Origin of the sequence: Rhodococcus yunnanensis NBRC 103083 (assembly GCF_001895005.1) — a bacterium.
Taxonomy (GTDB): Bacteria; Actinomycetota; Actinomycetes; order Mycobacteriales; family Mycobacteriaceae; genus Rhodococcoides; species Rhodococcoides yunnanense.
Genome location: NZ_BCXH01000024.1, coordinates 55,964 through 69,560, shown reverse-complemented (window position 1 = coordinate 69,560; position 13,597 = coordinate 55,964). Strand labels below are relative to the sequence as shown.

Sequence of the window (13,597 nt, the reverse complement as noted above, 5' to 3'; positions counted from 1 at the left end):
CCGCGCCCTACGGCGTCAGATCCGCTTCAGTAGCTCCGCCTTCTTGGTGAAGAACTCGTCGTCGGTCAGAATTCCCTTGCTGTGCAGCGACGCCAACGCCTCGATGGACGAGGTGATCTCACCGATGTCGGACGGCGAATTCTGAACCTGCGGGGCAGGATTCTGAACCTGCGAGGCTGGATTCTGGGCTTGCGGGACAGGATTCTGGGCTTGCGGGGCTGGATTCTGGGCCGGCTCGCCCGGCGCCGGGTCGACGAGAGGCAGGCTTGCCGCCGTGAAGGTGCCGTACTGGCTGGTGAATTCGAGCGACCCCGGACCGCCGCCCTGCTGTTGCTGGACGCCGCCGATCGAGTGGTCGAGTGTGTCGAAAACCGACAACTTGCCGCCCGCGAGTACCGCCAACCGCCGAGATCCAGGGAAATAGGCGTACTGCGAGCCGTTCTGGCCGCCGCTGGAGCTGGGGCTGCCCAGACCGGACGGCCACCAGTTACCTCCGAATCCGGTGGAGTTCTGCGCGGGCGGATAGACCTGATGCTGCGCGAGCACCGAGGACAGATCCCGGCACAGGCCGTCGACGCGCGCTTTCAGTCCGTGGTCGAACATGTTGCCGACCATCGTCATTCCGCCGCGCATCCATTGGCCGCCGCCGCCGAGTTCGGGGATGTAGAACTGCGCCATCGAGCCGCGGCCTGCATTGACGGCGTCGAGCAGCGTCCGTACGGCATCGGTGGAGACGCCGTACTTGGCCGCGAGTTCGGCTACCGCACTGTCACCGGCTGGGGTGAGTTCCTGGTACATCGGCTCCCTTTCGTGTGGCGAAGCCGCACGCTCATTCGGCCTGCATACGAGCTTCGCGGTCGGCCTTGCCGAGTGCGTCGAGCAACGCGTCGAGCTCACCGTCGAGCACGGCGTCGAGGTTATGCGATTTGAAGCCGATGCGATGGTCGGTGATCCGGTTCTCCGGAAAGTTGTACGTACGGATCCGCTCGGAACGGTCGACGGTGCGCACCTGACTCGCACGGCCTGCAGCGGCTTCCTCGTCGGCCGCTTCCTCTGCGGCAGCCTGCAGACGCGCAGCGAGAACCTGCATCGCGCGCGCCTTGTTCTGCAGCTGAGAGCGCTCGTTCTGACAGGTCACGACGATTCCGGTCGGCAAGTGCGTGATGCGCACCGCCGAGTCGGTGGTGTTGACGCCCTGCCCACCCTTGCCCGAGGAGCGATAGACGTCGATGCGGAGATCGGTTTCGTCGATCTGTACTTCCTCGACCTCGTCGGGCTCCGGATAGACCAGAATTCCCGCTGCGGAGGTGTGCACTCGGCCCTGGGACTCGGTCACCGGGACACGCTGCACTCGGTGCACGCCGCCCTCGAACTTCAATCGAGCCCAGACACCGTCGAGCGATGCGCCCTTGGCTTTGATCGACAACGTGGCGTCCTTGTATCCCCCGAGATCGGACACGTTCGCGTCGAGAACTTCCACTCGCCAGCCGCGTCGTTCGGCGTACCTGACGTACATGCGTGCGAGGTCTGCCGCGAACAACGCCGACTCCTCACCGCCCTCACCGGACTTGACCTCCATCACGATGTCGTCGCCGTCGTGCGGATCCCGCGGAGCGAGAAGATCTGCGAGCGTCTGCTCCAGGGTCTCCACGGTCGCTTCCAGATCGGGGATCTCGGCGGCGAACGACGCGTCGTCGGCGGCGAGTTCACGCGCTGCCTCCAGATCGTCCTTGGCCGAGGTGAGTTTGCCGTGTACGGACATGATCGGAGCCAGTTCGGCGAAGCGTTTGCCTGCACGACGGGCAGCCGACGGATCGTTGTGCAACGACGGGTCGGCGAGCTGTTGCTCGAGGCCGGAGTGCTCGGCCAGAATGTCGTCGATGGCCGAAGGCTTCGTCGTCCTCGCCATGGGTGTGCTCCGCTCTTGTCGATCAAAAAAGGCCACACAAAAAGCCGACGCCCGCCCTGTAGACATCACAGGACGGGCGTCGGGAGAACAACTAGCTGTCGGCGTCAGCCTTCTTGCCTGCACGCTTTCCGTAGCGAGCCTCGAAGCGAGCGACGCGACCACCGGTGTCGAGAATCTTCTGCTTGCCGGTGTAGAACGGGTGGCACTGCGAGCAGACCTCGACGTTGATGCGATCTTTGTCGGTGGTGCTGTGTGTCTCGAAAGTATTGCCGCAACCGCACACCACAGTGGTGAGTGTGTAGTCGGGGTGGATTCCTGCCTTCATGGTGTCCCTTTCAATGGTCGCCGGGTCGCCCTCGCCGTTCGAGGACGTGAACCGGAACCGGACTCGGCCGCTCAGTATGCCAGAGCGTGCATCTGACCTGCTAATCGGTAATTCGATACCTACTGCTTCGATACCGACAGGTGCCTCAACGCACGCACCTGCCGGCTTGTTCCTCAGCCCTCGGGGGCTGTCAGTCGTCGAGTGCGCCCGGGGCGGTCTTCGACACCTGAACCAGGAACTCGAGGTTGTTCTTGCTCTTCTTCAGTCGGTCGATCAGCAGATCGATCGCCTGATGCGAGTCGAGTCCGGACAACACGCGGCGCAGCTTGTGCAGCACCGCAGCCTCGTCCGGGTTGAGCAGGAGCTCGTCCTTGCGGGTACCCGACGGGTTGACGTCGACGGCCGGGAACACCCGACGCTCGGCGATCTTGCGATCGAGCTTGAGCTCGGCGTTGCCGGTGCCCTTGAACTCCTCGAAGATGACCGTGTCACCGGTGGAACCGGTCTCGACCATCGCGGTGGCGATGATGGTCAGCGATCCACCGTTCTCGATGTTTCGCGCAGCACCGAGGAAACGCTTCGGCGGGTACAGAGCCGTCGAATCGACACCACCGGAGAGGATGCGGCCCGATGCAGGTGAGCTGTTGTTGTACGCACGACCCAATCGCGTGATCGAGTCGAGGAGCACAACGACGTCCTGACCTGCCTCGACGAGACGCTTGGCCCGCTCGATGGCGAGCTCGGCGACCGAGGTGTGATCGCCCGGCGGACGGTCGAACGTGGAGGCGATGACCTCACCGTTGACCGAACGCTGCATGTCGGTGACTTCTTCGGGACGCTCGTCGACGAGAACCACCATGAGGTAGCACTCGGGGTTGTTGACCGAGATCGCGTTGGCGATAGCCTGCAGAACGCTGGTCTTACCTGCCTTCGGCGGGCTCACGATCAGCGCGCGCTGCCCCTTACCGATCGGCATCACCAGGTCGATGATGCGTGTGGTCAGGATGTTCGGCGTCGTCTCGAGCCGTAGACGCTGGTTCGGGTACAGCGGCGTGAGCTTGCCGAACTCCGGACGCTTGCGCGCCGCTTCGACGTCGCCGCCGTTGACGGTATCCAGACGTACCAGCGGATTGAACTTCTGACGCTGGTTGGACTGCTCACCTTCACGCGCGACGCGGACCGCGCCGGTGATGGCGTCACCGCGGCGAAGTCCGTTCTTGCGCACGAGATTCATCGACACGTACACGTCGTTCGGGCCGGCGAGATAGCCGGACGTACGCACGAACGCGTAGTTGTCGAGGACGTCGAGAATGCCTGCTACCGGCTGCAGGACGTCGTCGTCGCGGATTTCGGGCTCGCGCTCGCGGCTCTCTCCGCCTTCACCGCGGTCACGTCCACGACGACGCTCGCGGAAGCGGCGACCTCGCCGGCCCCGACCGTCTCCGTCGTCGTCCTGATCCCGGTTGTCACGGTTGTCGCGCGGGCCGTTGTTGCGGTCCTCGGTGCGGGTATCGCCCTGGTTGCGGGAATCGCCCTGGTTGCGCGTGTCTCCCTGGTTACGGGAATCGCCCTGATTGCGAGACTCGCCCTGGTTGCGATTGCGGTTCCGGCTGCCTTCACCGCGACCGCCCTCACCACGAGCATCGTTGCGGTTGCTCTCGCCGCGCGAATCGTTGCGAGAGTTCTCGCCGCGACTGTCGCCGCGATTGCCGTCCGTTCGGGTGGAGTCCTCGGCATCCGACGATTCCTGCCGGCTGTTCCGGTTCTCACCGCTGTTCCGATTTTCACCGCTGTTCCGGTTCTCACGGCTGCGGCGGGGACGCTCGGCAGGTGTGGAGTCCGGCTCCTTGTCGGCAACCGGAGCGCCGGCTTCGGGTGCGGAGACCGCGGTCGCAGTGTCGTCGAGCGGCAGTTGATCGGGTGCTCCCGCACGACGACCTGCAGTTCGGCGACCCCTCGTGCGACGGGGTGCATCGCCTGCGTCTTCGGAAGCAGCAGGCGCGGTTTCGGTGACCACAGGCGCTGCGGCTTCGGCCGCCGGCGCCGCCGATTCGGTGGGTGTCTTGTCGACGGCAGGCGCGCCAGCGCTTCGGCGTGACGCTTTCGGCGCCTCTGCCTTGGGTGTACTCGCACCCGCCTGACGTGCAGAAATTGCGGCGATCAGATCGCCTTTGCGCATGCCGGAAATGCTTTTGATGCCGAGTTCACCCGCGAGGCTTCGCAGCTCGGTGAGCACCATTCCGGACAGGCCAGCTCCGCGGCGCGTCTTCTCGGGCGCAGAGATCAGTTCCGTATCGGTCACGGAGGTCCTTTCCTTCCCTCGCTCGCAGTCTGCGCAGCCAAGGGTTCGTTCCGCAGCTCGAATCTCGTATCGAACCCGGATTTAGCCGTCAAGCATCGATGCTCTTCAAACAGACGACCGAACCCGAGACCGCATCTGTGTTGCGGGGAAGGATCGAGCCAGGAACGTCAACCACCCCGGACGTGGAATCCCCCGGATGCAGCAACTTGATTGCCCTGGTGAAAACCGGCGTCTGAAGCGCACGATGTACGGACGAACCCCAGAATAGCCCTGATCGGCACAGTCGGCAAGAACCGGTTACCGGCGAGTCATACGATATGCGCGCCGTCGGCGACCTCGAGCTCCAACACACGAACACCGTCGGCCTCCGCCAGATCCCTGATGTCCTGCGGAAACGGCTCGGTGCACAGTGCCAACACCGTCGGCCCCGCCCCGGACAGCACTGCCGCGATCCCGCGACTTCGCAGTGACGTGATCCACTTCGTCGCCTCGGGAAGAGCACTCGAACGCTGTCCCTGATGCAGTAGGTCCTCGGTTGCGGGCATCAGAAGGTCCGGTCGCTGCGTCAGTGCGACGACGGCGAGCGCTCCCCTACTGACATTGAAGGCAGCATCGCGATGCGGCACCATTTCCGGCAACAGACCACGCGTGTGCGACGTCGACGACCGTTCCGCCGGAACGAGGGCGACCACATGTATGTCCGGGTGCACCGCCAGCCGTACCGCACCGTAACGCCGCTGCGTCACGAGTGCACTCGCAGGCTCGGCCCAGGACACGACGGCTCCACCGAGAACACTCGCGGAGGCGTTGTCGGGGTGGCCTTCGAATTCCGAGGACAGCTGCACGAGCTGCGCGTCGGTCAATGCGAGGGTCGCATCGAGCTTCGCGGCCAAGCCGTTTGCCGCTGCCAGCCCGCCGACGACCGCCGATGCCGAGGATCCGAGACCACGCGAATGGGGAATCACGTTGTTGCACACGACATCGAGGCCGTCGGCCCAGACGCCTGCGGCTTCCAGACCGCGTTCGATTGCGCGCACCACCAGATGGGTGGGCCCCCACGGCACGTCATCGGCACCCTCGCCCTGCACGTGAATGCTCAGCCCGGATGCCGTGGTGGTCACCGTGATCTCGTCGTACAACCCCAATGCGATACCGAGGGTGTCGAAGCCCGGTCCCAGATTGGCACTCGACGCCGGTACACGAGCCGTCACCGTCAGACCGGTCGGCAGTGTCGTCGTCATGGTCGCCGTTTCCGCCACTACGCCAGCTCTAGTGCAGACGCAACGGCGACGGGATCGACCGGGATCGGCTCGACGACAGGCATACCCGACAACGCCGTGTCGGGATCCTTGAGTCCGTTGCCTGTCACCGTGCACACCACGGTCAGCCCGCTGTCGAGCCATCCTTCCTTGCGGGCCGCGAGCAGCCCTGCGATGCTGGCGGCCGATGCGGGCTCGACGAAGATGCCCTCGGTCCTGGCCACGAGTCGGTACGCCTCGAGGATCTCTTCGTCCGTCGCAGCGCGGAATGCGCCGCCCGATTCTTCCTTCGCTGCCACTGCACCGTTCCACGACGCGGGTGATCCGATACGGATCGCGGTCGCGATGGTTTCCGGATTCGGCACGGGCGCACCGTGAACCAGCGGCGCTGCGCCTGCGGCCTGCACACCGAGCATCCGAGGCTTGACCGTGGTGAGACCGTCGCGGAAGTACTCGGAGTAACCGCGCCAGTACGCGGTGATGTTTCCCGCGTTTCCGACGGGGAGAGCATGGACGTCGGGAGCCTTGCCGAGTGCGTCGCAAATCTCGAACGCGGCGGTCTTCTGCCCCTCGATGCGCACCGGGTTCACCGAGTTGACCAGCCCGATCGTCGGGAATTCAGCGGTCGTCTTGCGCGCGAGCTCGAGACAGTCGTCGAAGTTGCCCTGTACCTGAATGATCTTCGCGCCGTGCATGACCGCCTGGGCGAGCTTTCCCATGGCGATCTTGCCCTGCGGCACCAGAACAGCGCAGCCCATCTTGGCCTTCGCCGCGTACGCCGCGGCCGAGGCCGAGGTGTTGCCGGTCGACGCGCACAGCACGGCTTCCTGACCGCGCGCCAGCGCGTCCGTCACTGCCATGGTCATGCCGCGGTCCTTGAACGAACCCGTCGGATTCAGGCCCTCGACCTTCAGATGCACCTCGCAGCCGGTGATCTCGGACAGTTGCTCGGCGTGGACGAGCGGCGTCGCCCCTTCGAGCAGCGTCACGGTCTTCCAGTCCGGGCCGATCGCGAGGCGCGAACGGTATGCCTCGATCAGGCCTGGCCAAGGGGTGTGCACGGTCATTCGGTGGTGCCTTCCAATCTGAGAACGCTTGCAACGGAGGTGACGACGTCCAGCTTGTCCAACGCCGAGACGGTTTCGGACAACGCGGAATCCGCGGCGACATGAGTGACGACGACGAGCCGAGCGCCGTCGCCTGCTCCGTGCTGACGAACGGTGGAGATGCTCACGTCCCGCTTGGAGAACTCCGCCGCAACCGTCGAGAGGACCCCTGGACGGTCGGCGACCTGCATGCTGACGTAGTACCGAGTGGGTATGTCGCCCATGGGCGCAACCTTCAGCTTCGCGTACTTCGACTCGAGCGGGCCACGTCCGCCGTAGAACTTGTTGCGAGCGGCCATCACGAGGTCACCGAGGACCGCCGACGCGGTGGGCGCTCCGCCTGCGCCCTGCCCGTAGAACATCAAGCGGCCCGCTGCTTCGGCTTCGACGACCACCGCATTGAACGCACCGTTGACCGTCGCGAGCGGGTGATCACGCGGCACGAGCGCGGGGTACACACGCGCCGAGATCCGTTCCTTGCCCTTGGGTGTGGTGATGCGTTCGCAGATTGCGAGCAGCTTGATGGTGCAGTCGAGCGAGCGCGCGGTCTCGAGATCCGCCGAGGTGATCTTGCTGATCCCCTCGCGGTACACATCTCCCGCGGTGACGCGGGTGTGGAATGCGATCGAGGCGAGTATCGCCGCCTTGGATGCGGCGTCGTAGCCTTCGACGTCGGCGGTGGGATCGGCTTCGGCGTATCCGAGTCGCCCGGCCTCGGCCAGTGTCTCGGCGTAGTCCGCGCCGGTCTCGTCCATCGCCGAGAGAATGAAATTGGTTGTGCCGTTCACAATTCCGGCGACCTTGTTGACGCGGTCGCCTGCGAGCGACTGCATCAGCGGCCTGACGACGGGGATCGCACCCGCAACTGCGGCCTCGAAGTAGAGGTCGGCACGGGACTTCTCGGCCGCGTCGGCAAGTTCGCCGGTGTACTCCGCGAGCAGAGCCTTGTTGGCGGTGACCACCGACTTGCCCTTCTCCAGCGCGGAGAGGATCAACTTGCGGGGGATGTCGATACCGCCCAGAACCTCGACGACGATGTCGACGTCGTCACGGTCGACGAGTGCTGCGGGATCGTCGGTGAGAAGCGAGGCGTCGACACCTCGGTCACCGTCGACGCGCCGCACCGCGATACCGCGAATCTCCAGTGGCACACCGACTCTCGCCTCGAAGTCGGATGCGTTCTCGGTCAGGATGCGAACGACTTCGCTTCCGACGTTTCCGAGTCCGAGAACGGCGATGCCTATGGGCTTCGATGTCATGGCTGCACCTCCAAGCTGAGCAGATCTTGCAGTGTCTCCCGGCGCAGAACGAGGCGGGACTTTCCGTCTTTCACTGCCACCACGGCAGGACGAGTGAGCAGGTTGTAGCGGCTCGACATCGAGTAGCAGTATGCGCCGGTGGCGGCCACCGCGAGGAGGTCACCCGGGCCGACGTCGGCCGGCATCCACGTGTTCTTGATGACCACATCTCCGCTCTCGCAATGCTTTCCGACGACACGAGCCAGAACCGCGTCGGCTTCGCTGCCGCGCGAGGCGAGCCTACAGTCGTACTCCGCCTGGTACAGCGAGGTGCGAATGTTGTCGCTCATACCGCCGTCGACGCTGATGTAGCGGCGACGAGTCTTCGCGTCGACGGTGACGTCCTTGGTGGTACCGACCTCGTACAGCGTCACCGTCCCCGGACCTGCGATGGCACGTCCCGGTTCGACGTCGACGCGGGGAACCGGAAGTCCCACCGCTGCGGATTCGGTGGCGACGATGGCCATCAGCTTCGCTGCGAGCTCGTCGACGGGCGGCGGATCGTCGCTGGGAACGTACGAAATGCCCATGCCGCCACCGAGATCGATGGTGGAGATCTGCGCGGACTTGTCCACTCCGAACTCGGAGACGACGTCGCGCAGGAGCCCGATCAGCTTGTGCGCGGCGAGCTCGAATCCGTCGACCTCGAAGATCTGCGAGCCGATGTGGCTGTGCAACCCCACCAAACGCAGGTTGTCGGTGGCGAACACACGCCGAACGGCTTCGAGTGCGGAACCGTCGGCGAGCGAGAACCCGAACTTCTGGTCCTCGTGCGCGGTCGCGATGAATTCGTGGGTGTGCGCCTCGACGCCGACGGTGACTCGGACCAGAACATCTTGCACGACACCGAGATCGCCCGCGATGGAGTCGAGCCGTTCGATCTCGATCATCGAGTCGAGCACGACGTGTTCGACGCCTGCACGGACGCCCTGAGTCAACTCGTCCACCGATTTGTTGTTGCCGTGCATGGCAATTCGGTCGGCCGGGAATCCTGCAGCCAGTGCGATGCCGAGTTCGCCGCCCGAGCAGACGTCGAGCGAGAGCCCTTCGTCGGCGATCCACCGCGCGATCTCTCCGCAGAGAAAAGCCTTGGACGCATAGTGCACCCGGGCAGGATCACCGAACGCCGACGCCATCTCACGGGCGCGCGAACGGAAGTCGTCCTCGTCGATGACGAAGAGCGGCGTGCCGTACTCGGCGGCCAGGTCGGTGACCGAAACGCCCGCCAGGCGCATCACTCCGTCCTCGGCGCGGGTGGCGTTGCGTGGGTAGACGTGCGCCGGAAGTGTGATCATCTCCGCTGCCGACGCAGGACGCTCGGTGCTCGATTCCTTGGCCGGGGTGTCGGCATGCTTGGGGCCTGCCGGATGCGCGCTCACATCCGCTCCGGTGCGCTGACACCGAGCAGGTCGAGGCCGTTGGCCAGTACCTGCCGGGTTGCGTTGCCCAGCGCAAGACGTGCGGTATTCACAGGACCCGGCTCCTCGTCTCCCTGTGGAAGTACACGACACGCTCCGTAGAAGCGATGATATGCACCCGCCAACTCTTCGAGATATCGCGCGATGCGGTGTGGCTCGCGTAGATCCGCGGCGCTCGCCACGACTCTCGGGTACTCGCCGATCGTACGAATCAGCTCGCCTTCCTGCTCCTGTGTGAGCAGCGCGAGATCCGGATTGTCACCGACGATCCCCAGCTCGGCAGCGTTGCGGGCGAGCGAGGCCAACCGCGCGTGCGCGTACTGGACGTAGTAGACGGGGTTCTCGTTGCTTGCGCTGGCCCACAGCGCGAGATCGATGTCGATACTCGAATCGACCGAGGACCGCACCAGCACGTACCGAGCTGCGTCGACGCCGATGGCCTCGACGAGGTCGTCGAGCGTGATCACGGTGCCCGCGCGCTTGCTCATCTTGACCGCTGCGCCGTCGCGCACCAGGTTGACCATCTGGCCGATCAGCACCTCGACGGTGTCCGGGTCGTCGTCGAACGCCGCAGCTGCGGCCTTCAAACGCCCGATGTAGCCGTGGTGATCGGCGCCGAGCATGTAGATGCACAGATCGAAGCCGCGCTGACGCTTGTTCTGGAAGTAGGCGATGTCACCGGCGATGTACGCGGCATTGCCGTCGCTCTTGATGACGACGCGGTCCTTGTCGTCGCCGAAGTCGGTGCTGCGCAGCCACCAGGCGCCGTCTTCGTGATACAGACTGCCCGAGTTCTTCAGATATTCGACCGCCCGTTCGACTGCGCCCGACTCGAACAGCGAGTTCTCGTGGAAGTAGACGTCGAAATCGACTCCGAACTCGTGCAGATTCTTCTTGATCTGCTCGAACATGAGCTCGACGCCGATGGACCGGAACGTCTCGGCCTGCACCGTCGGAGCCATGGCGAGGGCCTCGGGGCTCTTGGCCAGCACGGCCTGGGCGATCTCGCCGATGTACGCGCCCGCGTACCCGTCCTCGGGTGCAGGTTCGCCCTTCGCCGCGGCGATGAGTGACCGGCTGAACCGGTCGATCTGCGCACCGTGGTCGTTGAAGTAGTACTCGCGTACCACCTCGGCTCCCTGCGCCGTCAGTATCCGCCCGAGAGCGTCACCGACGGCAGCCCATCGAGTACCACCGAGGTGAATCGGACCGGTGGGGTTGGCGGAGACGAACTCGAGGTTCACCTTGCGCCCGGCCAACGCGTCGCCGCTGCCGTACGAGCGCCCCTCGGCCAGTGCCTGAGCCACGATGGCTCCCTGTGCGTCGGCGGCCAGACGAATGTTGAGAAAGCCCGGTCCTGCGACGTCGGCGCTGGCAATGGCACGCTCGGCCGCGAGAGCTTCGGCGAGCCAGCCTGCGAAATCGCGAGGATTGGCGCCGGCTTTCTTGGCGACCTGCAGGGCGACGTTGGTCGCGTAGTCGCCGTGTTCGGGGTTGCGGGGGCGTTCGACCGTCAGCTGTTCGGGCAGCACGGACGCGTCGAGACCGCGTTCGGCAAGCACCTTCGCGGCGGTCGCGCGTAGCAGTTCGGCAAGGTCGGCTGGAGTCACAGGTAGCTATCCTATGGTCTAGGGCGCGATCGGTAGGCAGCCAGTGCCCCGGGCGGGCGCCAGGGACCGCGGGACGGCCTCAAAGCGTGCGCTCAGATTGAGAACGTACAGTAATGACGCTCTGCGATCACAGGTCGCCACAGACCTCAGTGCCTGCAGCTACGTGCGTGCAAACGGCGCACCTTCCGACAACCGAAAGAGCGACGACAGCGATGCCCACGGGTTCCGATAACGGCGGTCAAGGCAAGAAGTCGGCTGCCAAAGCCAACAAGGCCATCAAAGCCGCCAAGAAACAGAGCGGCGTCCCGGCCACCAAGGCCGGTAGAGCAACGGGTCGACAGATACCGTGGCTGACCGTCGGTGCCGTCGTGGTCGTGGTCGGACTGATCGCGATACTCGCCGTCAACCTGATCCCGAAGTACCAGGACCGCGCAGAGGCGCAGAAATGGGAACCGAGCGAGAGCAACCAGGATCCGTCGACGTCGATCTCCGACGTCGTGAAGATCGACTATCCCGCCGCGCTGCACGTCAGCCCGACCCAGCGCGTCGCGTACGACCAGAGTCCCCCGTTCGGCGGGCCGCACGACGCCACCTGGGCAACCTGCACCGGAGTCGTCTACCCCGACGCGATCAGGACCGAGAACGCCGTGCACTCGCTCGAGCACGGTGCTGTCTGGATCACCTACAACCCCGACGAGCTCAGCGCGGACGACGTTTCCGCGTTGGCCGACAAGGTCGACGGCGAGTCGTACATGCTGATGTCGCCCTACCCCGGCCTGGACAAGGCCGTGTCGCTGCAGTCGTGGGGACATCAGCTCAAGGTCGACAGCGTCGACGACGAGCGAATCGATCAGTTCGTCTCGGCGATGCGGCTCAACCGCTACGCCTACCCCGAGGTCGGCGCCAGCTGCTCGACCGTGCCCGGTTCGTTCGATCCGGACAACCCTCCGTTGTTCGACCCGTCCGCTCCCGGCCCGGACGCCGTGCCGATGGACGGCGCAGGTCTGACCCCCGACGCGAGCGAAACCTCCGGTGCAGGCGCGGGCGCAGCAGGCCTTCCCTCGGGCCTGCAGCTCCCCGAGGATCTGCAGTTGCCGACCGACGCGCAGCAGGCACCGACGCCCTGATGGCAGTACAGGAACCGGCACAGGCCGGACGAGCAAGCGGGAAGCGTAGCCAGACGGCAGCGCTTCTCGTTCTCGGCGTCGTCGCTGCCGTCGCCATCGGATTCGCTCTCGGATTTCTGGTCCGAACGAACGTCGTCGGCGGCAACGACGCGGTACCGGCCGCCGACTCGGTCGATGTCGGATTCGCACAGGACATGTCGGTGCATCACAACCAGGCCATCGACATGTCCGCCGTCGCACTGACCAACGCGACGGATCAGGCCGTGCGAACGCTGGCGTTCGACATGCTGACCTCGCAGCAGAACCAGGTCGGCCAGATGCAGGGATGGTTGGCGATCTGGGATCGCGCTCCGTTCGGCTCCGACGGCTACATGGGGTGGATGGCCGGCGACGAACACGGGCATTCGATGGGCTCGATGACATCCCAGGAGCCGGATTCCGGTCAGTCCGCGGGCTCCGCTCCTGCCGGGTCCGTCACCACGATGCCCGGCATGGCCAGTGCCGACGAGCTCGCCGCGCTGCGTCAGGCCACCGGGCCTGCCGTCGACGTGATGTTCCTTCAGTTGATGCTCCGGCACCACGAAGGCGGTCTGTCGATGATGGAATACGCGGCCGACAACGCCGAGACTCCGGCGCTCGTCCGACTCGCGCAGTCCATGATCTCCACTCAGGAGAGCGAGGCGACGTTGATGAAGCAGATGCTCGCCGAGCGCGGCGCAGCACCCCTTCCCCCCAACTGATCGAAACCGTTCGGTGGCAACGACTTCACCCAGTCGGAACCTGGCACGTATCGGCGAACTCTCGCGCCGTTGCCGCCCACCGTTCGCCAGCGGAGCAGAACTTGTTGCTGTCGAGCAGCTTTCGTAGAGTGGGCTGTTTCGCAGCAGCGTTCTCCCACGCCACCTCGGCAACGTACCGAGAACTCCTGTCGGTAGTGCGAACATCGTCGAACAGTTCGTACTCCAAATGAGCCGCAAGAGTTCTCGACCATTTCGCGTGAAGCGCAAGAAGCAAGCCGCGTCGGTCTCCGAAGGCTGCCGACACGCCCGGAACTTCTTCGAAGGGCAGCGACGTCTGTCCGGTGCGGTACGCATGATCGAGCACGGCGTCGAGTGCGCGGTTCCGTCGGTGAAAGTCGTCCCAGCTCATGATGATCTCCGGTCTCGGGTTGCCTTGAACCCAGTGTGGTAGCGGAGGCGCGGCGACACTATCCCAGAATTCTGGGGAACTTCCGGACGCCCGG

The 13,597-nt window shown here is 65.1% G+C and carries 12 protein-coding genes; 2 read left to right on the top strand and 10 right to left on the bottom strand.

Translation table 11 applies throughout. The features are described from left to right. Positions 1 to 15: 15 nt before the first annotated feature. From RY1_RS26785 to argS, 9 genes are all read right to left on the bottom strand, one after another. Positions 16 to 798, bottom strand: a complete 783-nt coding sequence (locus RY1_RS26785; protein WP_072807075.1) for an SHOCT domain-containing protein — start codon at positions 796 to 798, stop codon at positions 16 to 18. Positions 799 to 829: 31 nt separating this feature from the next. After that, positions 830 to 1,909: a peptide chain release factor 1 gene (prfA, locus tag RY1_RS26780; protein WP_072807074.1), complete on the bottom strand. Its 1,080-nt coding sequence runs from the start codon at positions 1,907 to 1,909 to the stop codon at positions 830 to 832. 91 nt (positions 1,910 to 2,000) lie between these two features. Then, a complete protein-coding gene (rpmE, locus tag RY1_RS26775; protein ID WP_072807073.1) occupies positions 2,001 to 2,234 on the bottom strand; it encodes a 50S ribosomal protein L31 in 234 nt (77 codons plus the stop codon). A gap of 190 nt (positions 2,235 to 2,424) precedes the next feature. Further along, on the bottom strand, positions 2,425 to 4,473 hold the full coding sequence (gene rho / locus RY1_RS26770) for a transcription termination factor Rho (RefSeq protein ID WP_245819976.1): 2,049 nt from the start codon (positions 4,471 to 4,473) through the stop codon (positions 2,425 to 2,427). A 371-nt stretch (positions 4,474 to 4,844) separates the two neighbouring features. Beyond that, positions 4,845 to 5,777, bottom strand: a complete 933-nt coding sequence (thrB, locus tag RY1_RS26765; protein WP_072807105.1) for a homoserine kinase — start codon at positions 5,775 to 5,777, stop codon at positions 4,845 to 4,847. Positions 5,778 to 5,794: 17 nt separating this feature from the next. Beyond that, a complete protein-coding gene (thrC, locus tag RY1_RS26760) occupies positions 5,795 to 6,862 on the bottom strand; it encodes a threonine synthase (protein WP_072807071.1) in 1,068 nt (355 codons plus the stop codon). Next, positions 6,859 to 8,160 (bottom strand): homoserine dehydrogenase, encoded by a 1,302-nt coding sequence (locus RY1_RS26755; RefSeq protein ID WP_072807070.1) that lies wholly within the window; start codon positions 8,158 to 8,160, stop codon positions 6,859 to 6,861. Before RY1_RS26755 ends, thrC begins: the two co-directional genes overlap by 4 nt. Further along, positions 8,157 to 9,578, bottom strand: a complete 1,422-nt coding sequence (gene lysA / locus RY1_RS26750) for a diaminopimelate decarboxylase (RefSeq protein ID WP_072807069.1) — start codon at positions 9,576 to 9,578, stop codon at positions 8,157 to 8,159. The genes RY1_RS26755 and lysA overlap by 4 nt, the downstream gene beginning before the upstream one ends. Further along, positions 9,575 to 11,227, bottom strand: a complete 1,653-nt coding sequence (gene argS, locus RY1_RS26745; protein ID WP_072807068.1) for an arginine--tRNA ligase — start codon at positions 11,225 to 11,227, stop codon at positions 9,575 to 9,577. Before argS ends, lysA begins: the two co-directional genes overlap by 4 nt. A gap of 212 nt (positions 11,228 to 11,439) precedes the next feature. Between argS and RY1_RS26740 the strand changes: the two genes are divergently transcribed. Both RY1_RS26740 and RY1_RS26735 read left to right on the top strand, forming a co-directional pair. Then, positions 11,440 to 12,354, top strand: a complete 915-nt coding sequence (locus RY1_RS26740) for a thioredoxin-like domain-containing protein (protein WP_072807067.1) — start codon at positions 11,440 to 11,442, stop codon at positions 12,352 to 12,354. Further along, a complete protein-coding gene (locus RY1_RS26735; protein WP_072807066.1) occupies positions 12,354 to 13,094 on the top strand; it encodes a DUF305 domain-containing protein in 741 nt (246 codons plus the stop codon). The genes RY1_RS26740 and RY1_RS26735 overlap by 1 nt, the downstream gene beginning before the upstream one ends. Positions 13,095 to 13,119: 25 nt before the next feature. Here the strand turns inward: RY1_RS26735 and RY1_RS26730 are convergent, their stop codons facing one another. Further along, positions 13,120 to 13,503 (bottom strand): hypothetical protein, encoded by a 384-nt coding sequence (locus RY1_RS26730; protein WP_072807065.1) that lies wholly within the window; start codon positions 13,501 to 13,503, stop codon positions 13,120 to 13,122. Positions 13,504 to 13,597: the final 94 nt, after the last annotated feature.